This window comes from Natronoarchaeum philippinense, from assembly GCF_900215575.1.
Classification (GTDB): Archaea; Halobacteriota; Halobacteria; order Halobacteriales; family Natronoarchaeaceae; genus Natronoarchaeum; species Natronoarchaeum philippinense.
Window position 1 is genome coordinate 529,806 of sequence record NZ_OBEJ01000002.1, and the last position, 20,808, is coordinate 550,613.

20 protein-coding genes are annotated in these 20,808 nt (G+C 68.5%); 3 read left to right on the forward strand and 17 right to left on the reverse strand.

Annotation, left to right across the window (positions count from 1 at the left end):
- Nucleotides 1-5: 5 nt before the first annotated feature.
- The 3 genes from CRO01_RS09530 to purB form a co-directional block, all read right to left on the reverse strand.
- On the reverse strand, nucleotides 6-1,412 hold the full coding sequence (locus CRO01_RS09530; RefSeq protein ID WP_097008891.1) for a DUF4397 domain-containing protein: 1,407 nt from the start codon (nucleotides 1,410-1,412) through the stop codon (nucleotides 6-8).
- A 214-nt stretch (nucleotides 1,413-1,626) separates the two neighbouring features.
- Nucleotides 1,627-2,181, reverse strand: coding sequence for a maltose acetyltransferase domain-containing protein (locus CRO01_RS09535; protein ID WP_097008892.1), 555 nt, complete (start codon nucleotides 2,179-2,181; stop codon nucleotides 1,627-1,629).
- Between the two features lie 41 nt (nucleotides 2,182-2,222).
- Nucleotides 2,223-3,602 (reverse strand): adenylosuccinate lyase, encoded by a 1,380-nt coding sequence (gene purB, locus CRO01_RS09540; protein ID WP_097008893.1) that lies wholly within the window; start codon nucleotides 3,600-3,602, stop codon nucleotides 2,223-2,225.
- A gap of 169 nt (nucleotides 3,603-3,771) precedes the next feature.
- On the opposite strand from purB, the gene purH reads away from it, so the two are divergent.
- The gene (gene purH, locus CRO01_RS09545) at nucleotides 3,772-5,421 is read left to right on the forward strand and encodes a bifunctional phosphoribosylaminoimidazolecarboxamide formyltransferase/IMP cyclohydrolase (RefSeq protein ID WP_097008894.1); all 1,650 of its coding nucleotides are present in this window, start codon (nucleotides 3,772-3,774) and stop codon (nucleotides 5,419-5,421) included.
- A gap of 311 nt (nucleotides 5,422-5,732) precedes the next feature.
- On the opposite strand, the gene CRO01_RS09550 is transcribed toward purH, so the two are convergent.
- Nucleotides 5,733-6,167, reverse strand: coding sequence for a universal stress protein (locus tag CRO01_RS09550; RefSeq protein WP_097008895.1), 435 nt, complete (start codon nucleotides 6,165-6,167; stop codon nucleotides 5,733-5,735).
- A 118-nt stretch (nucleotides 6,168-6,285) separates the two neighbouring features.
- Between CRO01_RS09550 and CRO01_RS09555 the strand changes: the two genes are divergently transcribed.
- Nucleotides 6,286-7,068, forward strand: coding sequence for a hypothetical protein (locus CRO01_RS09555; RefSeq protein ID WP_097008896.1), 783 nt, complete (start codon nucleotides 6,286-6,288; stop codon nucleotides 7,066-7,068).
- Nucleotides 7,069-7,106: 38 nt separating this feature from the next.
- Here the strand turns inward: CRO01_RS09555 and CRO01_RS09560 are convergent, their stop codons facing one another.
- The 4 genes from CRO01_RS09560 to CRO01_RS09575 form a co-directional block, all read right to left on the reverse strand.
- The gene (locus tag CRO01_RS09560) at nucleotides 7,107-7,691 is read right to left on the reverse strand and encodes an NUDIX hydrolase (protein ID WP_097008897.1); all 585 of its coding nucleotides are present in this window, start codon (nucleotides 7,689-7,691) and stop codon (nucleotides 7,107-7,109) included.
- Nucleotides 7,692-7,757: 66 nt separating this feature from the next.
- A complete protein-coding gene (locus CRO01_RS09565) occupies nucleotides 7,758-8,231 on the reverse strand; it encodes a DUF7109 family protein (protein WP_097008898.1) in 474 nt (157 codons plus the stop codon).
- Nucleotides 8,232-8,291: 60 nt separating this feature from the next.
- Entirely contained in the window at nucleotides 8,292-9,416 is a 1,125-nt protein-coding gene (locus tag CRO01_RS09570) for a glycosyl transferase family 2 (protein WP_097008899.1), read from the reverse strand.
- Nucleotides 9,417-9,467: 51 nt separating this feature from the next.
- On the reverse strand, nucleotides 9,468-10,655 hold the full coding sequence (locus CRO01_RS09575; protein WP_179747450.1) for an MFS transporter: 1,188 nt from the start codon (nucleotides 10,653-10,655) through the stop codon (nucleotides 9,468-9,470).
- Nucleotides 10,656-10,792: 137 nt separating this feature from the next.
- On the opposite strand from CRO01_RS09575, the gene CRO01_RS16650 reads away from it, so the two are divergent.
- Nucleotides 10,793-10,963: an HVO_0758 family zinc finger protein gene (locus tag CRO01_RS16650; protein WP_179747451.1), complete on the forward strand. Its 171-nt coding sequence runs from the start codon at nucleotides 10,793-10,795 to the stop codon at nucleotides 10,961-10,963.
- Here the strand turns inward: CRO01_RS16650 and CRO01_RS09580 are convergent, their stop codons facing one another.
- The 9 genes from CRO01_RS09580 to CRO01_RS09620 all read right to left on the reverse strand — a co-directional run bounded on the left by CRO01_RS09580 (nucleotide 10,964) and on the right by CRO01_RS09620 (nucleotide 20,808).
- Nucleotides 10,964-12,052: an aldo/keto reductase gene (locus CRO01_RS09580; protein ID WP_097008900.1), complete on the reverse strand. Its 1,089-nt coding sequence runs from the start codon at nucleotides 12,050-12,052 to the stop codon at nucleotides 10,964-10,966.
- A gap of 129 nt (nucleotides 12,053-12,181) precedes the next feature.
- Complete coding sequence (locus CRO01_RS09585) at nucleotides 12,182-13,351, reverse strand: inorganic phosphate transporter (protein ID WP_097008901.1); 1,170 nt, start codon at nucleotides 13,349-13,351, stop codon at nucleotides 12,182-12,184.
- A gap of 73 nt (nucleotides 13,352-13,424) precedes the next feature.
- Nucleotides 13,425-13,643 (reverse strand): hypothetical protein, encoded by a 219-nt coding sequence (locus tag CRO01_RS09590; RefSeq protein ID WP_097008902.1) that lies wholly within the window; start codon nucleotides 13,641-13,643, stop codon nucleotides 13,425-13,427.
- 44 nt (nucleotides 13,644-13,687) lie between these two features.
- The gene (locus CRO01_RS09595) at nucleotides 13,688-14,848 is read right to left on the reverse strand and encodes a DHH family phosphoesterase (RefSeq protein WP_097008903.1); all 1,161 of its coding nucleotides are present in this window, start codon (nucleotides 14,846-14,848) and stop codon (nucleotides 13,688-13,690) included.
- 126 nt (nucleotides 14,849-14,974) lie between these two features.
- A complete protein-coding gene (locus CRO01_RS09600) occupies nucleotides 14,975-15,874 on the reverse strand; it encodes an SDR family oxidoreductase (protein ID WP_097008904.1) in 900 nt (299 codons plus the stop codon).
- 43 nt (nucleotides 15,875-15,917) lie between these two features.
- Entirely contained in the window at nucleotides 15,918-16,349 is a 432-nt protein-coding gene (locus CRO01_RS09605) for a DUF5791 family protein (RefSeq protein WP_097008905.1), read from the reverse strand.
- A 24-nt stretch (nucleotides 16,350-16,373) separates the two neighbouring features.
- Complete coding sequence (locus tag CRO01_RS09610; RefSeq protein ID WP_097008906.1) at nucleotides 16,374-19,523, reverse strand: DUF7286 family protein; 3,150 nt, start codon at nucleotides 19,521-19,523, stop codon at nucleotides 16,374-16,376.
- Nucleotides 19,520-20,410 carry a DUF7284 family protein gene (locus CRO01_RS09615; RefSeq protein ID WP_097008907.1) on the reverse strand — a complete coding sequence of 297 codons (891 nt, stop codon included), beginning with the start codon at nucleotides 20,408-20,410 and terminating at the stop codon, nucleotides 19,520-19,522. Before CRO01_RS09615 ends, CRO01_RS09610 begins: the two co-directional genes overlap by 4 nt.
- On the reverse strand, nucleotides 20,407-20,808 hold the full coding sequence (locus tag CRO01_RS09620) for a DUF7285 family protein (RefSeq protein ID WP_097008908.1): 402 nt from the start codon (nucleotides 20,806-20,808) through the stop codon (nucleotides 20,407-20,409). Before CRO01_RS09620 ends, CRO01_RS09615 begins: the two co-directional genes overlap by 4 nt.

Consider the following 20,808-nt stretch of genomic DNA (forward strand, 5'->3'; position numbering starts at 1 on the left):
GGCGCTCAGTACCCTCCGGCTTCGGCGTCGACGACGACTTCCAGATCGAACGGCACGTCGGCCGGGGCGTCGTCGGGCATGAGGTAGCCGACCGCAAAGGCCGAGTAGACGGTGCCGGCCATCACCTCGACGTCGAACGTCGCGGCGACCTCGCCGTCGTTGTTCTCGGTCGCCGGCCGGACTTCCAGCGTGTAGCTGCCAGCGGGGACCTCAGCCGTCGCCGCCTCGGCAAACCCGACATCCTCGTACAGCGCGTCGCCGCTTCCAGCGACGGTAACGTCGACTGCGGGCGCGTCCGGTGAAGTGTGAACGAGACTGACGCGAGCCATCTCGCCCGGATCGCTCAGGTCGTTCTCGTACAACTCGACCGAGAACGGCTGATTCTGCTCGGCGAGTTCGCCCAGCGCGACGGCGGAGTAGGCACCGCTGGACAGCTCGATCGTCTCGTCGAACACGACCGTCTCGGCGTCGCCGGCGGCGGTGATCATCACGTCGTGGCTCCCCGTGGCGAGTTCGAGGTAGTCGCTGACGGCGCGGTAGGGCACGTCTTCGAGTACGGCGTCGCCGTCGACGTACACGTCCACGTTCGGCGCGTCCGGCGACATGTGGGCGGCACGGAGCTGGCTCATCTCCGATCCGGCTTCGGCGTCGACGACCACTTCGAGGTCGAACGGCGCGTCGGCCGGAGCGTCGCCCGGCGAGAGGTAGCCGACCGCGAACGCCGAGTAGACCGCGCCGGCCATCAGTTCCACGTCGAACGTGGCGACGACCTCGCCGTCGTTGTTCTCGGTCGCCGGCCGGACCTCCAGCGTGTAGCTTCCCGCCGGTACCTCGGCCGTCGCGGTGCCGCCGAACTCGACACCCTCGAACAGCGCGTCGCCGCTCTCGTGGACAGTGACATCGACCGCGGGCGCGTCCGGCGAGGCGTGGACGAGCCTGACGCGGGCCATCTCGCCCGGGTCGCTCAGATCGTCTTCGAGCACCACCGGAGCGAAGGGCTGGTTCTCCTCGGCCAGTTCCCCGAGCGCGGCGACGGTGAAATCGCCCGCCGGGATCTCTAACTGGTCATCGAAGACGACCGTGTCGGCGTCGCCGGCGGCGGTGATCATCACGTCGTAGGTCCCGGGCGCCAGTTCGAGGTAGTCGCTGACGGCGCGGTAGGGCACGTCTTCGAGCACGGCGTCGCCGTCGACGTACACGTCGACGTTCGGCGCGTCCGGCGCGAGGTGGGCGACCCGCAGGTTCGCCATCGTCTCCGCTCCCTCGTCCATCGAGTCGTCGGACTCGTTACCGGCCGACTCGTTGTTGTCTCCCTCGTCGTCGCCGCCGCCCCCGGTACAGCCCGCCAGCGTCCCCAGAACAACCGCTCCCCCCGTCGTCTTCAGAACCGTTCTGCGTGTTTGTGCTTGCATAGCGACGGTTCGAAGGTCCACGTGATATCCTAAAACCTAATGCCGGATTGAATTACCAAAATAGCCACATTCGAACCCAAATTCGGCAGAGTTTGTGTAGTTATAACGCAAATAAAAATTCGTATGTTTGCAAAAACCAGAGTCACATAGCGCCGCGGTCGTCGTGTTTGCTCAGTCGGTGCGACGCCGAAGCCGGGCTGGCGCTGCCGGGGCGTCACACCTCGCGGATGACTTCGGCGGGATTCCCGCCGACCACGACGCCGTCGGGCACGTCTTCGGTCACGACGGCGCCCGACGCGACGACGGCGTCGTCGCCGACCGAGACGCCCGGGTTCAGCACCGACCGCCCGCCGATCCAGACGCGGTCGCCGACCGTGACCGGTTCGCCGAACTCGGTGCCGGACGTGCGCTCGACCGGATCGAGCGGGTGGCTCGCAGTGTAGACGTGGACGCCGGGGCCGAGCATGCACTCGTCGCCGAACTCGATGGCACAGACGTCCAGAAAGACGCAGTCGTAGTTGGCGAAGAAGTCGTCGCCGACGCTGATGTTGTAGCCGTAATCGCAGCGAAACGGCGGCTCGACGGTGACGTTCTCGCCGGTCGCGCCCAGTAGGTCGTCGAGTATCGCACGCCGAGCGTCGGCGTCCGCCGGCGCGGTGTCGTTGAACCCGCGGGTTCGTTCCCGTGCGCGCTGGCGTTCCTCGACCAGCGTCGGATCGGTCGGGTCGTACGACTCGCCCGCGAGCATCTTCGTTTTCTCCGATGGCACGATTCGCTGTTTCCTCGCGGGCAAAAAGAGTCTGTGGAACCTTACAGCTCGCCGACGAGGTCGTCGGCCAGTCCGACGTACGTCTCGGGTGAGAGCGCGTGCAGTTCGGTGCGGGTCTCCTCGTCGACGTCGAGCTCGTCGAACAGCTCCCGGAAGTCCTCGATCGTGACGCGCTCGCCGCGCGTGAGTTCCTTGACCTGCTCGTAGGCGTCCTCGTGGCCCTCGCGGCGGAGGATCGTCTGGACGGCCTCGCCGATGATCTCGGGCGTGCCCTGCAGATCCTCGCGCATGACCTGCTCGTTGGGGACGACCTTGTCGAGGCCGTTCTGGAGTTTCGTGTAGCCGATCAGGCAGTGGGCTAACGCGCCGCCGATGTTGCGCTTGACCGTCGAGTCCGAGAGGTCCCGCTGGAGCCGCGAGGTGGTGACATAATCCGCCAGAAAGTCCAGATCGGAGTTGGCCTTCGAGAGGTTCCCCTCGCTGTTCTCGAAGTCGATCGGGTTGACCTTGTGTGGCATCGTCGAGGAGCCGGTCTCTCCCTCGACGGCCTCTTGGCCGAGATAGCGCTGGCTGACGTACAGCCAGATGTCGAGGTCAAGATCGAGCATGACGGTGTTGACGCGGCCGAGCGCGTCGAACAGCGCCGCCAGATCGTCGCAGGGGTTGACCTGCGTCGTGAGCGCGGTGTACTCCAGCCCGAGTCGGTCGACGAAGTCGCCGGCGAACTCCTGCCAGTCGACCTCGGGGTACGCCGCGACGTGGGCGGCGAACGTGCCGCTGGCGCCGCCGAGTTTGCCCGAGAGACCGTCTTTGGCCTGCTTGACCTGCCCGACTGCACGGCCGACGCGGGCGGCGTAGACGGCCATCTCCTTGCCGAACGTGGTCGGCGTGGCGGGCTGGCCGTGGGTCCGGGCGAGCATCGGCACGTCCCGGTACTCGCGGGCGAGTTTCGTCAGCGCGTTCTGGACGCTCGTGAGTTCGGGGACGATCACCTCTTCCATGGCGTCCCGGACGAGCAGTCGGTGTGCGAGGTTGTTCACGTCCTCGCTGGTGAGCCCGAAGTGAATCCACGGCGAGACGCGGTCGAGATCGTCGGGGAGGTGATGCCGGATGAAATACTCGACGGCCTTGACGTCGTGGTTCGTCGCCGAGAAGTCGGCGTACCCCTCCGTCTCCAGTTGCTTGACGACCTTGGCGTCTTCCTCGGTGAAGTTCTTGTACAGCGCCCGCAGCGTCGCGCGGTCCTGCGTGTCGAGCGCGAGGTCGGTCTCCTCTAAGTCCGCCAACGCGATCAGGTACTCGACCTCGACGCGGATCCGGGCGCGCATCAGCCCCGCCTCGCTGGCGTAGGGCGAGAGCGGTGCGGTCCGGCCGGCGTAGCGTCCGTCGAGCGGCGAGACGGCGTACAGCGACTCTGTCATGAGTTAGGCTGTCCCGTCGGGGACAAAAAGCGTGTCGGAACGTGAGAACCACAGACGTGGATATTTCTACGGACAGTATCGGCTACGAAGGGTAAATATATCCACAAATGTGCATATTTCGGCCGATCGTATCGCAACTACTTTTGTCTCCGCGTTCGCCGCTTCGAATATGACACGGATCGCTGGCCTGGCGAGTAATCGCGGACGAAACCTGCTGCACATCGACGATCTCGCGCCCGGCGGGGCCGAGCTCGCGGTCGTGCTGACCAACGACGCCGACGCGCCGGTCCTCGACGCGGCCGCCGAGCGCGGGATTCCCACCGAAGTCGTCGAGCGCGACGACGGCGAGTCCCGGCAGGCCCACGAGGAGCGCATCAACGAGGCGCTGGCCGAGCACGATTTCGATCTGGTCTGTCTCGACGGGTACATGCGCATCCTCACGGACACGTTCCTCGACGCCCAGCCCGAGACGCTGAACGTCCACCCCTCCTTGCTGCCCTCGTTCCCCGGCATGGACGCGTGGGGCGACGCGATAGAGGCCGGCGTCGACGTGACCGGCTGTACCGTCCACGTCGTCACGGACGCCACCGACGAGGATGGCGAGGTCGTCGAATCGGAGGTCGACGGCGGCCCGATCGTCACCCAAGAGCCGATCCCGATCTACGAGGGCGACGACGCCGACGGGCTGGCCGACCGGGTGCTCTACGAGGGCGAGTTCAAGGCCTACCCCCGCGCAGTGCAGTGGTTCGCGGAAGACCGCGTCGAGGTCGACTACGAGAACGGCGTCGTCCACACGCCCGAAGACGACGAGGACCTCCCGGCGCGCTTTCTCGCCACCGGCGATCAGGTCGCCGATCTCCGGTACGGCGAGAACCCCCATCAGGACGCCGCGGCGTACGCCGACTACTCCTGCGAGGAGGCCTCGGTCCTGAACGCGGACCAGCTCAACGAGGGCGCCAAGAGCCTCTCCTATAACAACTACAACGACGCCGACGCCGCGCTGAACCTCGTCAAGGAGTACGACGACCCCGCCGCCGCGGTGATCAAACACACCAACCCCGCCGGCGCTGCGGTCGCCGACACGCTTGCCGACGCCTACCGCGACGCGCTCTCGACCGACGCCAAGAGCGCCTTCGGCGGCATCGTCGCGCTGAACCGCGAGTGCGACGCCGAAACCGCCGCGGAGATCACCGACTCGTTCAAGGAGGTCGTCGTCGCGCCGGGCTACACCGACGACGCCCTCGACGAACTGTTCGAGAAGGACAACCTGCGCGTGCTCGATGTGGGGCACGGGGACGGTCGGACGGGCGAGTCCGACCGGTCCGCTCTCGACACGCCCGTCGAGCACCACACCGAAAAGCGCCTCGCCGGCGGCCGCCTCGTGCAAGAGCGCGACCGCCAGTCGCTCTCGCGCGAGGACCTCGAAGTCGTCACCGAGCGCGAGCCGACCGACGAGCAGTTCGAGTCGCTGCTCTTCGCGTGGCAGACGATCAAGCACGTCAAGTCCAACGCGATTCTCTTTGCCGACGGCACCGAGACGGTCGGCGTCGGCGCCGGGCAGGTCTCCCGCGTCGACGCGGTCGAAATCGCCAAGATGAAAGCCGACTCGGACGCCGAAGGTAAGGACGCCGACGGCGCCGTGATGGCATCGGACGCCTTCTTCCCGTTCCCGGACGCCCTCGAACTCGCCGCCGAGGCCGGTATCGAGGCCGTCATCCAGCCCGGCGGCTCCGTGAACGACGAGGACGTGATCGAGGCCGCCGACGAGCACGACGTTGCGATGGTCATGACCGGTCAGCGGTGCTTCCGGCACGACTAACAGGAGTGTCTGAAATTCGCAGGGCGAGCGTAGCGAGTCCTGCGGCGTTTCAGGCATAACTGAGCGATAAGCGAAGGAATGCCGGAAGCTCGAAAGACGACCGAAGGGAGTCTTTCGGTGTTTCCGGCACGACTAACGGGAGTGGCGGAAGCCCGTCAGAGCAAGCTCTGACGGTGCTTTAGACACGATTGAGCGCTAGCGATTGAGTGTCTAAAGTTCGCTGGGCGAACGCTGTGAGCTAGCAGTATTTTAGATACGATTGAGTGTCCGAAGCCGGCGCGCCACGCCGACGCGACAACCCGCCCCGCCGGTCACTCAGTTTCGTGTACCACGACCACGGTCATCGGGGCGTTACGAACCACTTTCTCGGCGACACTCCCGAACAACAGTCGGCCCGCCCGATCTCGGCCGTGGCTGCCCATAACGATCTGGTCGATGTCGTTTTCGATGGCGTAGTCGACGATCTCCCGACCGGCGTCGCCCGTCTCAACTGTCGTATCGACCTCTCGGTCGCGCTCGTCGGCGGTCTCGGTGATGCCGTCGAGCAGTTCGCGGGCCTGCGTCGTCGCGTTGTCGTACCCCGGGAGTCCCGTGTCGGAGTCGGAAAACGCCGCCCAGTACCCCTCCGGGAGGTGAATGACGTGCAGCGCCGTGATCGCGGCGTCGGGAAACTCGTCGAGCGCGTACTCGAACGCGGCCGCCGACTGGGGCGACTCGTCGACCGGTACCAGAATGCTCTCGATCATGTGTCTCGGTAACGACGGACGAGAACTTATACGCGGACGCCGCATCGTCCGGCCGCCGTCGACGCCGAGGTACGGCGTCGCCCGAGAGCTTTTACCGATTGCCGCTCACCTGCCGGATATGCCAGACCTGTCTGCGTGTTACTTCTGTGGCGCCGCCGCTGACGCCCCGGTCCGGGAGTACGATGTCGTGCCGGACGACTCGCTCCGGTCGACGGCGATGCTGTGCTCCGGGTGCCGGAAAAAGCTCGAAACAGTCCTCTCGTCGGCCGTGCGGGGCGCGCGCCCCTCCGACCAGCCGCTCGACGTGACACTCGACTCGGTCGACGGCGACGCGGACGCGTCGGCGTCTGCCCTCGAGACCGAGAGCGGAGCCGGTCTCGCAGCGGCCGAGCAGAGTGGTGACGCCTCGGCATCGCCTCCTGTGGCCGGCGACGACGGCGAGACATCCGATCCATCAGCTGAATCCGAGGATACGCCAGACCCACTCGCCGGGTCGACCGATGACTCGACAACCGAAGGGATCGTGTTCGACGCCGAAGCCGACGCGTCGGCGTCCGGCAGCGACGACAGCGAGGAAGTGGCTGCAGGCGAGGACGGCGATGCACATGGCGACGACGCCGCGGCGTCCGGGGCGGCCGAAACGCCAGAATCGGCCGGCGCGGCCGCATCGGCGTCGAACGAGCGCCAGCCCGACGCCGACATCGAGCGTCCCGACACGGACACGTACAACCGCGTCGTTCGACTGCTCCAGAACCGCGAGTTCCCCGTGAATCGCTCGGAGTTCTCGGAGTTGGCGTCCTCGGCGTACGACATCCCGGCCGACGAGTGCGCGCGCGTGATCGACTACGCGATCTATCGGGGCGAACTCGTCGAGGAGAGCGGGATGCTGAAACAGCCCTGATCGGGTGCTGGTTCTGTAGAAGCGGTTCGACGCCGCGCTCAAGCGATGTCGCGGTCGACCCGTTCGGGCGCGCGCCAGTCGGTCGTGAGTTCCAGCAGGTCGACGACGATCCGGCCCGTGGCGCCCCAGACGGTGTAGCCGTCGACGTGGAAGTAGTGGATCACGATGTCGCCGTAGTGTGGGTGCTCGCGCCGCTCGTACTCGTAGTTCTCGGGGTCGAGTAAGCCAGAGAGAGGCAACACCGCGATCTCGGCAACTTCGCGCTCGTCGGCGACGTAGGTGCGGTCGGGGACGCGGGCGACGAAGGGCGTGACGGCGTACTCGGTGATCGTCCGGATGTCATCGAGTTGGCCGATCACGTCGGCCTCGTCGGGGACTAGCCCGATCTCCTCGTTGGCCTCCCGGAGGGCGGTCGCGCGGATCGACTCGTCGACCGACTCGCGGCCGCCGCCGGGGAAACTCATCTGACCGGGATGCTCGCCGAGGTGGTCGGCCCGCTTGGTGAAGAGGAGGTAGTGCTCGTCGCCGCGCTCGATCACGGGCGCGAGCACTGCCGCGTCGTAGGGCTCGTCGGGGATCTCGCGGGGCTCGTGCTCGGCCGCCCGATCAAGGTCCATTCGCATCGACTCGGCTGTGCTACGTGCTCCGGAGTGAAAGCGTTTCAGAATCCGCCGTGACGCCGCGGGCGTTCAGGCGTCCGCGAGCGCGGCGTCGAGACGGCCGCGCACGTCGCCGAGATCGACCGGCGCCCACGCCTCGGCGTCGTAGGTAACGTCGATGAGTCGCTCGATCCGGTCGGCGTCGCCCCCGTCGGTCGCCGCGTCGGCGTCCGATCGAATGCGGTCGGCGACCTGCTCGCCAAGCCGGGCCCGGTCGGGCGACCGGTCGGGAACGTCCATGATGTGGGGCAGATCCTCGGCGTGCTCTGGCTCGGCGGGAAACGCCGCCGGCCCCGAGACCAGCAGGTCGGCGTCGTCCGGGCGCTCGTAGCGCACCAGAAAGTACCGCTCGACGGCGGTTTCGATCGACGCGGCGACGGCGTCCTCGTCGGGGTCGTCCCCCCGGCGGGCGCCGAGTTCGATCATCGCTTGGGAGAGTTCCGTGCGAGTCAGTCCGCCAAAGAGGTCGACCACGCCAGCGAGTTCGTCCAGCGTCGCGCTCATGGCGGTGGGTCACGGCGGAGGTTCAAAGCGTTTTCTCGTCGAAGGACCGCCGGCGGCCGCTCAGTCGTCGAGCGCGACGCCGCCGGCCGAGTCCGGAATAGACGCCAGCGAACGCTCTGCAGCGTCGACGACTTCGGCGGGAGAAAGCGGGGCGTCCGTCCACGCGGGCAGACGCCGATCGGGACCGGGCTCACCGATGGCTTCGGCGTACGTTTGGACCTGCTCTCGCTCGGCGGTCCGGTCGAAGGCGAGGTCGTTGAACGCGGCGTCGGCGGCGTACTGGTCGACCATCGCGGCGCCGGCCTCGCGGTAGGCCTCGCGGACGGCGTCGTAGTCGACCTCGATGCCGCGGTCGTCGAGGATACGAAAGAGCGCGGCGCCGACGTACTCGGCCATCCCCGAGAGGCCGGCCGCGCCCGAGACCGCGCGGTGGTCGTGCTCGTGAGTGCCGAGATCGACCTGTGCGGTGCCGTCGAAGCCGGCGTACTCGAACGTCTCCCCGAGCGTGCCGACTTCCAGCCCCCAGCCGGGCTGGGCGCGCAGCGACCGGGCCAGTTCGGCTGTGGCGGCGAACTCGCCGGCCAGCGCGTACCGGAACGCGCCGAGATAGTCGAGCACCGGATCGTCGTAGGCGTCGCCGAGCGCGCGCACCAGCGGGGCGACGAACAGCCGGTAGAGTCGGCCGTACAGCCGGTCGTTCTCCACGCGGGCGTAGTACCCCTTCGAGAACGAGTAGCCCTCGTCGAGGGGCGCCAGCAGCCGCGGGACGTGCGTCGGCGCGTAGCTCTCGGCGTCGGCGTCGTGGACGACGACGTACTCGCTGTCGGCGGCGGCGACGCCGAGGGCGAGCCACACATCCCGGCCCTTCCCGTGCTCGCCGTCCAGACCGCGGTCGGCCAGCAGCGTCTCGACGGCGGGGCCGTTGCACCACAGCAGGTCGGCGTCGAACCCGAACTCGCCCAGCCACTCCCGGAACGGCCCGACGCGCTCGGGCGGCGCGCGCAGCGCCACGATAACTCGGCCGGGGTCGACATCGGCCAGCGTCGAGAGGACACGCTCGGCCGCGCGGCCGGCGTACTCCCGGTCGGTCATCGGAACCACCACTGCGCTGCGGCCCGTCGGCGCGTCCGGCCGCGCCTCCGTCAGGTCGTGCAGCGTGGCGATCCGTTCCTGGACGTACTCCATCGTAGATTGCTTGGTCCGGACGCTCAAAACGTCGGCGCTTCCGGTCAGTACTCAGACCGTACGGGCGTCCGAGGGGAGCACGTCGAGGGCGTACAACACGACGAGCGCGAGGAACACGACGCCGAGCACCGCCGCGAGCGAACGAAAGAGCGGCGTAAATCCGAGGCCGGCGTCTCGGAGCGAGCCGACGGCGACGCTCCCGCTGGCTTGGACGAGCATCATGCTCGCGCTGTAGAACGCGTAGGCGCTGGCGCGGTGCTGGTCGGGGAGCGAGGCGAGCAGGTAGGTATCAACCGCCGGAAACAGCCCGTGGATGACGTAGCCGAGGACGACGCTGACCGCGACCACGAGCACGGTCGTCTGGACGACGGTCAGCGCGAGCAGCGAGACGACGAACCCGGCTAGAATGGCGAGCAACAGCGGCACGTACGGGACCCGATCCGCGAGGCGTCCGGTCAGCCAGAACGCCGGGACGCCGGCGGCGAACACGACCGTCAGCATCCGGCGGGCCAGCGGCTCACTGAATCCTTTCGTCTCGGTGAGGTAGGTAACGTAGAAGTTGAAAAACCCGTTCCAGACGAACCCCGTCGCGCCGACGATGACGACCGCCGCGAGGACGATCGGCCACTGGCGCCGGAGCGCCCCGAGCAGGTCGCGGTCGGCCGTGCCGGCCGTGGGCAGCGTCGCGCCCCGCGCGACCCAGTAGAACACCGCAGTCGCCAGCGCGGCCGCGATCGCCAGCCCGACGAACACGGCGCGCCACGACCAGACGGCGATGACGCCGCCGACCGTCAGCGGGGCTGCGGCGGCGGCGAGTTGGCTGGCCGTGCCGTGGATGCCCATCGCCCGGCCGACGCGCGAGGGAAACAGCTCGCTGACCAGCGGATTGGCCGCGACGAAGTAGGCGCCGCTGGCCAGCCCCAACAGGAGCGCCCCCACGCCGAGCGCGACGACCGACTGGGCCGTCGCCGCGAACGCCGCCGCCCCCGTGAGGACGACGCCGGTGCCGAGCACGACCCGCTGGCGCGACACTCGCGTCAGCAGGTAGCCCGTCGGCAGTCGCAGGAGGGCGCTTCCGACCCACGTCAGCGTGACGACCAGCCCCGCGACGCCGGCCGACAGGCCGAACGCCGAACGTAGCGGTTCGACCAGCGGCGCGAACACCACCCGCGCGAAGTTGACGAGAAAGACGAGCGCACACAGCGATCCGAGCACTCGGCCCCTGCTCGATCGGCTCACGGTCAGCGTTTTTCGCCGCCGCGTTTCAATATCCCGGTTCGGAGCCGGTCTGGCAGGGATTGGGCAGTCCCGCGCCGATTCGCCCGTTTCGAAGCTGACCCCGGGATTTTTGCCAGTTGGTTACATCTATCACGATCATGAAATCCGTCCGAAAGGCGCTGCGCGACGGCGACCTGTTCAAGGACACCTACGAGCGCGTCAACTGCGACGACTGCGAGAAGACGCTCAAGACCGAGAACGACCCCGCGGAGGTCGGCACCGTCCGGGTCTGCCCGGAGTGTGGCGGCGAGTGGAAAGAACTGCGCTGATCACTCGAAGACGGCGTCGAACGCGTCCGCGCCCAGCGGGTCGAACGTTCCGGCCGCGACGTTTTCGGCCACGTGATCGGCGGACTTGGCGCCGACGAGCGAGCAGGTGACGCCGGGCGCGCTGCGGGCGAAGTTGATCGCGCGCTGGGCCGTCGTGTCGCCCTGCAGGCGGGCGGCCACCTCGTCGGGGAGGCGCTCGGCGAGTTCGCCCTGCGCGATGCTCGCGCTGGTGAACACGTCGAGGCCGGCGTCGTTGGCAAAGGCGAGCGCGCTCTTGTCGCCCTCGGGCGTCTCGTGGGCCTCGACGGTGAAGGCGTCGGCCATCACGACGTTGAAGGGTAACTGAATCGCCCGGAAGTGCGTGGCAGTGTTGCCGGCGCTGTCGGCGGCCTCGCGCGCTCTGGTGACGACTTCGGGCAAGGAGAGGTAGCTGTCCGCTCCCCGAGGGACGCGGAAGCAGTCCCACGTCGCGACGCCGTAGTGGTTGATGTCGCCCGCCGCCGCTCGTTCCTCCAGCCGCTCGAACGCGGCTTCGAGCTGATCGTAGACGGCTTCTCGGGAGCGTTCCGCGAGCTGTGTTTCGGGGTTATGGACGTAGTAGAGGTCGATCGTGTCCAGTCCGAGGTTCTCCAGCGACCGGTCGAGTTGGTCGTCGACGAAGTCGGGATGGATACAGTGGGTCCCTCGGACCAGCGCGTCGCGGGGCAGGATTCCGGGTTCGACGAACTCGTCGAGGACGTACTGGCCGGGGTCGTCGGGACGCTCGCCGTCGAAGGGAACGAAGCCGCCCTTGGTTGCGACGACGACTTCCTCGCGCTCGATATCGGCGTCGGCCAGCGCTCGCCCGACGACGCGCTCGCTGCGCTGGCACCGATAGTTGATCGCGGTGTCGACGGCGTCGATACCGTTTTCCAACCCCGTGACGAGCGCTTCGTGGTACTGCTCGTCGACCGCGTCGGTCGGGTCGCCGAGGTAGGTGCCGATCCCGATGCTCGATACCAGCCCGTCGCCGAACCGCCGGAAGTAGGTCCGGCCGAACGACTCGTGGAACCGGTCGCGGTACGACCACGTACCCGAACTCGTTGCCATGCCCTCGGCTACGGGCCGGCCGTGGAAAAGTTGGGCTACTTCGGGGTCGAACGCCACACAGCGGCGTCGACACGCCGCGGCGACCGCTGGGAGTCGGTCACTCGGATGCCGGTGCGACCGGCGCCAGAGTCAGACGCCGACGAACCGGAAGAACAGGAACGAAATCGTCGCGGCGGCCGACGGCGAGAAGATCCACAGCGAGATGACGCGGGCGGTCGCGGCGGCGTCGTACAGGTCGCCGACGCGCAGATCTTCGGACTCTTCCTCGCCGATGCGCTCGACATCCTCAGGCGCCCGGCCCTCGTCGGCGGTCAGCGCGTGCACCGACACGTCGACTTCCTTCTTGCGCGTGATCGTGTCCGAGATCGTCGCCACGCGGGTCGCCCGGCCCCAACCGAGGCCGACGATGCACATGATCGAACTCAGCGCGAGGCTGACGGGGATGCCGAGATACGAGAGAAACGTCGTGATCGTCGAGGAGACGACGGCGACGATAAGTGCGGCCAGAATCGGTAGGTCAGTGAGATCGGTTCCCACAGTGTCCATCGTCCGGCGGGCGATCGTAAACCCGCCCAGTCCGATGGCGACCGCCCCCAGCAAGATCCCCCGGTCCATCGAGATGGCCTCGCTGCCGACCAGCGGTGCGACGGCGTTGGCGACGTTGCTGGCACCGGCGCTAAACGCCATGTAACAGGCGATAGCGACCACGAGCGCGCTCCCGACGACCTCCCGGGGCGTCGTGTTCGGTCCCAGCGCCGGGCGCGGCACGGCGCCGCTGCGATCCAGCGCGAACAGCGATCCGGGCGAGGTTTCGACCGCAAAGCGCGCTTCGAGGTGGGGGTAGAGATACCGACCGATCACGCCGCCGATCCAGAACGCGAGGACGGGGGCGACGATCCACCACAGCACGATCCGACCCATCTCCTCGTAGCTGAGGTCGCCGACGGCCAGCCCCAGTCCTGCGATGGCGCCGACAGCGGTCATCGACGTCGAGACGGGAACGCCGTAGACGTTGGCGACGAGCATGCCTAGGCCGATAAACAGCAGGATGGCGACGCTCGCAGAGAGCGTGAAGTAGTCGGCCGGGACGATCTTGCCGCCCATCGTCTCGACGACGTTCCGGCCGACGGTCCACCCGCCCAGCAGGACGAACACGCTCATCAGCGCCCCGGCCGTCACCTTCCTGAGTAGTCCGGCGCCGACGGCCGGCCCGAACGCGACGCCCGTCGAGGAGCCGCCGATGTTGAATCCGACGAAGGCCGCCACGAGCAGCCCGGCGATCAGCAGTACCTCGACCAAGCGACGAACACCTCTGTCATGTCTCGAAGACGACGCCGTGCGGACTTAGGGGTGCCGGGATCGGGTCGGACGATTACTCGAACAGTTCGGCTTCTTGGGAAAGGTCGTCGACGCCGTCGACGGGGCCGTTGACGAACAGTCCGTGATAGATCGCTGCCATCGCCACGAGTCCGCCGATGGCCATCGTCAGCGGGACCGCGGCCGACGTGGCGACGCCGACGCCGAGACCGGCGAGGAGGCTGATCGCGACCCCACCCAGCACGAGATCGTAGTACTGTACGGTGTAGTCCATACGCTCAACTCGGGCGCCCGGACACAAAACTCCCGGCAACTCGTCTAGATGTCACCAGCCAGCGCCTCGAACAGTCGCTCGGTGAACTCGTGTTCGGTGAGCCCCTCGGAGGGGCCGATTCCCTGCATGTGCGCGATCGAAACCTTCCCGCCGCCCATCCGGGCGTGGCCGCCGGCCGACGCCATCGGAATGTCCTCGACCGCCGAGGAGAGGATATCACCCATGTGGACGCGGTCGTCGCGCGAGCGCCCCGAGAGATGGAGACTACCGTCGTGCTCGCCGTAGACGACGACGGCCGTGATCCCTTCGAGCGCGAGCAGTTCGTCGGCCGCCTGCGGGATGGCGTCGACGTTCGAGACCGATCCGACCGCGGCGATCGCAAAGGAGCCACGGATCTCGCGCTCGCGGATCGCACGGGCCTTGATCTCTAAGGTTTCAGCGCTGACCTGCGGGTTAGCGATCCTGTCGAGTGCGCCCTCGTCGATTCCGGGAAACAGGTACGCCGCGGCGGAAAACTCGGCTTCGGTACAGCCCTTCGTAAGGTGGTTGGTGTCGGATTGGATGCCGTACAGGAGTCCGGTCGCCACCTCCCACGAGAGCGGCTGTGCCGCGTCGTCTTCGTCGTCGTCGGCCGGGCGGGCGCCGACCGACTGGAGGTACTCGGCGAGGATGCTCGCACAGGCGCCGTAGTTCGTGCGAACGTCGGTGAGTTCTTCGCCCTCGCCGCCGCCGGGATGGTGGTCGACGACGGCGAACGGGTCGACGCGATCGGCGCCGGGAAAGCCCCGGGCTGCGTTGTGATCGACGAGGACGACCGGGTCGGCTTCCAGTTCGTCTGCTGTCTCGATCTGCTCGGCTTCGAGGTCGAGGACGGTCCGGAACGCCCGGTTTTCCTGATGACGGATCTGTCCGGGGTAGCAAAGTCTGGCCTCCGTATCGACGGCCTCGGCCAGCTGGGCGACCGCCAACGCTGAGGACATCGCGTCGGGATCGGGGTTCGGATGCATCAACACTGCAATACGGTCGTGTTCGCCCAGCAGCCGCTGGAACCGAACGCCTGGAGGTCGCCTGATCCACTGGACCCCGAACCACAGCACCGCCAGCAACACGACGGCAGCGATGCCGCCGAGCAACAGCGTCAGATCGGGGCCCACCGCCCGGAGCGCGTCGTCGACGACGCCTCGCTGGGCGACTGGAGACCGCATATGCGTTGTGAGACACCCATCGGCTAAGAATGTTCGCCCGAACCGGCATCAAACAGCAGCGCCGCCTCCAAAACGTCCAGTTCAACCCACCACACGGCACCGTTTCAGCGATCGCCCCTCGCGCCCTCAGTCGGATTTGCCGGCACGGTACGCGTCGATTGCGTCCCGGTATCCCTCGCGGTACGTCGGATACACGAGGTCGTACCCCAGCGACCGAAGCCGGTCGTTCGAGCAGCGCTTGCTCGTCTCGATACGGCGTCGCGCCGCCGCCGAGAGGTCCGGATCGTCGAGCCGTTCGGCTTTCGTTCGCTTCGGCGGTGCGGACTCGCCACACCGCTCGGCCAGCCAGTCCGCGAAGTCCCACTTCGGCGCCGGTTCGTCGTCGGTGACGAGTACGACGCCGTCCCGGGCGAGATCCTCACCCAGCAGGTACGCCACGGCGCCGGCGGCGTCGTCGCGGTGAACCATGTTCAGATACCCCTCGGTCACCGGTCCGTCGAGATAGCGCTGAAGCCGATACCGTTCCGGTCCGTACAGCCCGGAGAACCGAGCGACTGTGCCGTCGATCCCGTGCTCGGCGGCGTGCTCGCGGGCGATCCGCTCGGCCTCGGCGAGCACTTCAGTCTTCTCGGTGGTCGGCTCGATCCGTGTCGACTCGTCGACGAACGCCCCGTCGTGGTCGCCGTAGACGCCCGTGCTCGACGTGTAGACGAGCCGATCCGGGGCGTCCTCGCGGGCGCCGAAGTGATCGATCGCAGTTCGGAGACCGTCGACGTACACTTCGCGGGCGGCGTCGGCGCCGCGGCCGCCGGAACTCGCCGCGAAGACGACCGCGTCGGCGTCCGGCACGGCCGACAGGGCGTCGGCGTCCGTGACATTCGCCTGTACCGCCTCGAAACCGGCGTCTTCGATCGCCGCGACGCCGTCGTCCGATCGCCTGACGCCGACCACCTCGTGACCGGCGGCCGTCAGCTGCCGTCCGAGTTCGAGGCCGACGTAGCCACAGCCGAGAATTGCGACGCGCATGGGCCCACTCGGTGCCCCGCGCAACTGCCTTTTTCGGTCGACGCTAGCGCTGCCGGTCGACGATGGCGTGCTCGATGGCGACGAACTCGTCGAGCGTCGCCGGCGCGCGGCGTTCGAGTTTCTGCTGGACCTCCTTGGCGGAGAGGTCGTCGTCGATCTCGTTGGCCAGCGTCTCGACGTCGAGGACGGCCGAGGACATTCCCAGTAGGAGGTGTTCCCACGCCATCTCGACGATCGTCTCGGCGTCGGGCGCGTCGGCGTCCAGCGCCTGCAGCGCCGCGGCGTCGCCCACCGAGATGTCGGGCGACTCACCGGCCGTCAGCGCCGTGACCGCATCACGGTCGACGCCGGTCTCCGCGATGACTGTGTCGACGCCGCCGCCGTCCTCGACGGCCGCGCGGAGAGCGTCGTCGTACTCGCTTCGCAGGTCCGCGGGCGACAGCCCGTCGGTGTCGAATCGCTGTTCGTGGAGCATATCGGTGAGAGCGCTCGCCGACAATTAGGCGTTACCACTCGGCGTCTCGGGCGCCGGCATGGCAGCGTCGTCGGGCGCACCGTCGACGAAGCCGGGATCCGGCCAGCCGCCCGAGCGCTCGGTCGGGCTGCCGCCGACGTCGCCGACGCCGCTTTTTCCGGCCGGAACGACGACCAACACGGTCGTGTCCGCCCGGAACGCGACTCGCGTCGACCGACCGATCGTCTCGGGGATGCCGTCGCCCGTCAGGTCGAGCTTTACCGAATCGCCGTCCCGGACGTACGATGTCGTTCCGCCGACGGCACCGCCCGCTACCGGCGTGCCCTGCCGGGCGTCGATCCGGAAGGTCGCGTACTTACCGGCCAGTTCGACCGTCCAGACGTTCGCCGTCGCGTACCAGTAGCCCGGCACCGGCGTCACCGGGAAGCCGGCCGGCATCTTCGAGGCGTTCGTCGCAAGCTTCGTTCGGAGGCGCTGTTGCTGTCGCTTGACGGCGTCCTGTGCCATCACTTTCGCTTGTCGACGCGTCTCTTCGACGACTGTTCCGACGGCGCTGTCGGGAAGTCGCACCGTCTCGCCGGACGCCGCGTCCGAGAGCGTGACGAGCAGTCGCGATCGCAGTCGATCTCGGAACGCCGGCGTCGAGGGCGTATCGTCGCGCTTGGCGGCAACCCGGGCTACTGCCGCGGCCGCCGAGCCGTCGACCAGCGCGATCGCGCGGGCGCTCGGTGAGTCCCACTCGTTCAGCGCACCATCGATAATTGCGGTTCGATAGTGGTAGGGAAGCGAAGTCTGCTCCCCGAGTACGCCCAGCGCTTTGCCGCGGAGAACCCGGTTCGAGCTAACGAGCTCCTCGCGCAACTGTCGCCGGCTCGCCCCGGCGCCGTCGCTTCCCGACAGCGACGCGACGCCGTCGGCCGCGGCAAGCGCCCGAGCGCTGCGCCGGAGCCCGACCGTCTCGACGTCGCCGAGCGCGCTGTCGGTGACCGCGGCCGGCACCGGGTTCGCCGGGTCCGCAAACAGGTTCGCTGTCTCGGCGACCAACGGGTGGTACGTGGCGTTTGCGGGCAGCGTCGAGAGATCGGAGTTGGTGATCGACGCGAGCGTCAGGTACGCCGGCGTTCCGTCGACGCTCAGTCTGATCGAGTCGGCGGGTGGCGCCGCGGCCGTCGACCGTGGCTCGGCCGCTTGCACGTCGTTTCGGAGCGAGAGCAGCGAGTCGAGGTTCCCGATCGGCGCGGCGCCCGCGCCGTCCAGCGAACTCTCGACGCCGTTTTGAGTCGCTTCGACATCTTCGGCGGCCGCATCGAGGTCGTCGACGAGTCGGTTGAGGTACGCCACCCGCGCCGCAGCGCGGGCCTTGTCGGCGACGCTCTCGTAGGACTGATACCGATCGGTTTCGGCGTTACGACGCGCCCGCAGTTTCGCTTCCAGTTCGGCGGCCGGATTCACGCCCGTTGCGAGACGGCCCCGGTCGACGGTCACGCTGATGTCACGGGCCGTCTCCCTGAGTTCGACGAGGTCGCGATAGATCCAGTCCCGAACTGTCGGTGCTGGCGGTCGACCGACGGTGATCTTGCGGTCGTCAAGATCGCCACGAACGGCTGCCCGCGCTGCGGCGTCAGGCCCGCCGGCAGCGTCGAGCAGCCGATCGACGGCCTCCTCAGGGACGCCGTCGAGGTTTCGGCTTTCCGCCGGGCCGCCGGGTTCGTAGAGTCGCTCGATGCGGTGCTCGGGCACGCGAGCGCTCCGGGCGGGGTTGCCGACCACCGCGATGCCGACGTGGTGTGTCGTCGTCCAGTTCGCGCTCGTCGTTCGCGTCGATCCGTTTCGGGCGATCCAGCGCGTCGTTGCGACGTGCTCGCGTGTGACGGTTCGGGCGTGGGCGGCGTACTCGTCCCAGCCGTAGGGGCCGCTCGGCGTCGGCCTGTCGTTCGCTGAGACCTCAGTAATCGTCTTCGTGACCGATTCGTCGGTCTCCCACCAGTCCGGGCCCGGCCGGGCCGGAGCGACCGATTCGTTGCTGTCGGTGCGTTCGACATCGACGACGCGCTCGACGTTGGCCTCGTACAGGTCGTCGACGATTTCGTCCAGCGAATCGCCATCGCGCCCGGTCGAGAGAGCGTCCAGTGCGACGACCGCAGAGCGGTTGACGCCGACGGTCGTTTCGGATCGCCCGGCTGCGGGCTGGCCGGCCTCAGCGGCTGGCTCGGCAATCTGGCCGCCGCCGTCGACCGGTACGGTCTGGTCCCCGAGGACGGCGTCGAGCCACCGCTCGCCGTCGTAGCCCGCCCCGGCCAGCAAGTCGGTCGTTCCCACTCGCGCTGCCGCCCGACCCATCGCAGCACGGCCGGCGGGGTCGCTGGTCCCGATCGCGGCCCGCTGGGTCTGGAGCAGCGCGGAGTTCGCGCTGAGTTCGACGTGGCGGTTCGCAAGGACGTTCTCGATCGGTGCGCCGCCGTACTGGGCGTAGCCGCGCGCCCACGTGATCGCGTACAGCCGCGCGGCGAGGCGCCGGCCGAAGCCGGGGCCGGCGAGCGCGCCCCGATCGAGTTGCGTCTCGAATCGGGTGGCGCGCTCGTGGAGCGCCAGCGCCGGCGTCGCCACCGAGACGGTTACCGATCGCTCGGTGCGCTCGATCGTCCGGCCGCGCACGGTCGCTTCGAGCGAGACGTTCTCGACTTCGACGCCGACGACGCCGACGCCGCGGTCGACGAGGCGGACCCGGTCGAGGGCGTCACGCATCGTCGAGGCGTTCGTGATCGGCTGCAGGTCGGCGTCGACCCGGACGCCGCCGACCGACGCCTCGGTGTCGGCGAGCGCGGCGACCGCCTGCTGGTAGATTCTGATCCGGAACGCGTCGCGGTACGGGGTCTCGGCGTCGAGCACTTGTCCAAACGTATTGTTCGCGCGCTCGACGACGGGGGCGCTGGCGGCGTTCGCTCCGGCACGCTCGACGGCCTGCCGGAGCTCGGTGCGGACGACGCTCTCGGCTCGGTCGATTGCGGGCCCGGCGTCGGCGTCGACCTGCGGCGGGCCGCGGGCCGAGAGCGCGACCGTCCACGTGACGCTGCCGACGAGCAAGAGCACGCCGAGCAGCGCGAAGGGCACGCGAGCGCGATCGTCCTCGGCCAGCCGAACCCGGGGGCCGGCGTCCGTCTCGCGCCACTTCATCGGTCCCACGTCCGTACGGTGATCGTCACGCGGCCGGGCGACGCCGCGCCGGCCGCCGCGATTGGATCGTCGTAGTGCTTCCGAACGTCGGCTTCGAGCGCGGTCGAGAGTCGGTTCTGTAGGCGGGTGTTGACCGCACTGACCTCCTCGGGCGACGGCGTCGACGTGATCGACGCGTTGAACGCGTCGGCGGCCAGCCGATACCGGTGGACCGCGAGCGTCGATGCGGGCGGCTGGCCGCGAAGCGCGACGCGCGTGTCGGCCGGCGGGAACAGCGTCTGAACGACACAGTCCGCGAACAGTCCCGGCAGCCTGTCGAACCCGTTCTTGCGGGCAGCGAGATCGGCCGCCTCGTTCGTACACCCCGTCGTCACCGACACGGCCGTCGTCGCCGCGGTGACATCGGCGTCCGGCGGCGGTCGCGGTCCCACGGCTACGGTCCCGTTGACCGACGACTCGGGGAACGGTTCCCAGCGCGCAACGACGCGAACGCCGGCGTCGACGACAGCCAGCTGCTCGCTCGTCGCCGCCACGACCCGCTCGGGAAACTCGTCGTGTGGCACGACGCGGTGTCCGTCGACGCGCGTCTCAGCGACCGCCGCCGCGGCGAGCAACTCGCCGAGCGTCCCGTGAGCCGAACGGCGGTAGGCCGTCTCGGACGCCTCCGGGTAGGTCGGTGCGGCCTCGCTCGTCACCGAGGGTTGTACCGAGTAGTCGACGGCCGCGGTGCTGGTCGTCAGCACGTCCGCGACCGACGCCGCCGTCCGCTCACCGCGGATCTGCTGGCCGCTCGATGGCGCCGCGACGTGGACGCCGACGGCGGCGGTCACGAGCAACAGGCAGGCCACCACGTCAAGCACCGTGCTGACGCCGCGGTCGGGGCTCACGACCAGATCACCGTCTCGAACGTGCCGGTCCGGATCCGCCCCGATCCGACGCGCACCGAGACCAGCCGCGACGCCGTCCTCGCGTCGCGGGCAGCCGGATCCGTCTCGACGGGCGGCGTCGGCCCGGCGCTCCAGCGGCGCCCACCGACGCGGAGCGAGACGTTCGCCTCGTAGCCGCCCGGGACGGTGGCGACGCTCGCGTCGAGTCGGTCCGGAACGACGACGCCGCCGTCGCTGGCTCGTTCGAGGGCGTCGCTCGTCGCCGGCTCGACGATGCTGCGCTCCGGGCCGGGAGAGCGGTCCAGCAGCGTCGTCGCGTACAGCGACACCGCCAGACAGACTACGGCGGCGGCGAGCAACGCGGGGATCGGCATGACGGCACCGCGCGTATCCGGCAT

Excerpts from the sequence above, each read along its gene's own strand:
- CRO01_RS09580 (WP_097008900.1), bottom strand. The coding sequence starts at position 12,052 with ATGGCAACGAGTTCGGGTACGTGGTCGTACCGCGACCGGTTCCACGAG.
- CRO01_RS09565 (WP_097008898.1), bottom strand. The coding sequence starts at position 8,231 with ATGAGCGCGACGCTGGACGAACTCGCTGGCGTGGTCGACCTCTTTGGC.
- CRO01_RS09570 (WP_097008899.1), bottom strand. The coding sequence starts at position 9,416 with ATGGAGTACGTCCAGGAACGGATCGCCACGCTGCACGACCTGACGGAG.
- CRO01_RS09595 (WP_097008903.1), bottom strand. The coding sequence starts at position 14,848 with ATGCGGTCTCCAGTCGCCCAGCGAGGCGTCGTCGACGACGCGCTCCGG.
- CRO01_RS09600 (WP_097008904.1), bottom strand. The coding sequence starts at position 15,874 with ATGCGCGTCGCAATTCTCGGCTGTGGCTACGTCGGCCTCGAACTCGGA.
- CRO01_RS16650 (WP_179747451.1), top strand. The coding sequence starts at position 10,793 with ATGAAATCCGTCCGAAAGGCGCTGCGCGACGGCGACCTGTTCAAGGAC.
- CRO01_RS09590 (WP_097008902.1), bottom strand. The coding sequence starts at position 13,643 with ATGGACTACACCGTACAGTACTACGATCTCGTGCTGGGTGGGGTCGCG.
- CRO01_RS09530 (WP_097008891.1), bottom strand. The coding sequence starts at position 1,412 with ATGCAAGCACAAACACGCAGAACGGTTCTGAAGACGACGGGGGGAGCG.
- CRO01_RS09560 (WP_097008897.1), bottom strand. The coding sequence starts at position 7,691 with ATGCGAATGGACCTTGATCGGGCGGCCGAGCACGAGCCCCGCGAGATC.
- CRO01_RS09550 (WP_097008895.1), bottom strand. The coding sequence starts at position 6,167 with ATGATCGAGAGCATTCTGGTACCGGTCGACGAGTCGCCCCAGTCGGCG.
- CRO01_RS09555 (WP_097008896.1), top strand. The coding sequence starts at position 6,286 with ATGCCAGACCTGTCTGCGTGTTACTTCTGTGGCGCCGCCGCTGACGCC.
- purH (WP_097008894.1), top strand. The coding sequence starts at position 3,772 with ATGACACGGATCGCTGGCCTGGCGAGTAATCGCGGACGAAACCTGCTG.
- CRO01_RS09620 (WP_097008908.1), bottom strand. The coding sequence starts at position 20,808 with ATGCCGGATACGCGCGGTGCCGTCATGCCGATCCCCGCGTTGCTCGCC.
- CRO01_RS09610 (WP_097008906.1), bottom strand. The coding sequence starts at position 19,523 with ATGAAGTGGCGCGAGACGGACGCCGGCCCCCGGGTTCGGCTGGCCGAG.
- CRO01_RS09605 (WP_097008905.1), bottom strand. The coding sequence starts at position 16,349 with ATGCTCCACGAACAGCGATTCGACACCGACGGGCTGTCGCCCGCGGAC.
- purB (WP_097008893.1), bottom strand. The coding sequence starts at position 3,602 with ATGACAGAGTCGCTGTACGCCGTCTCGCCGCTCGACGGACGCTACGCC.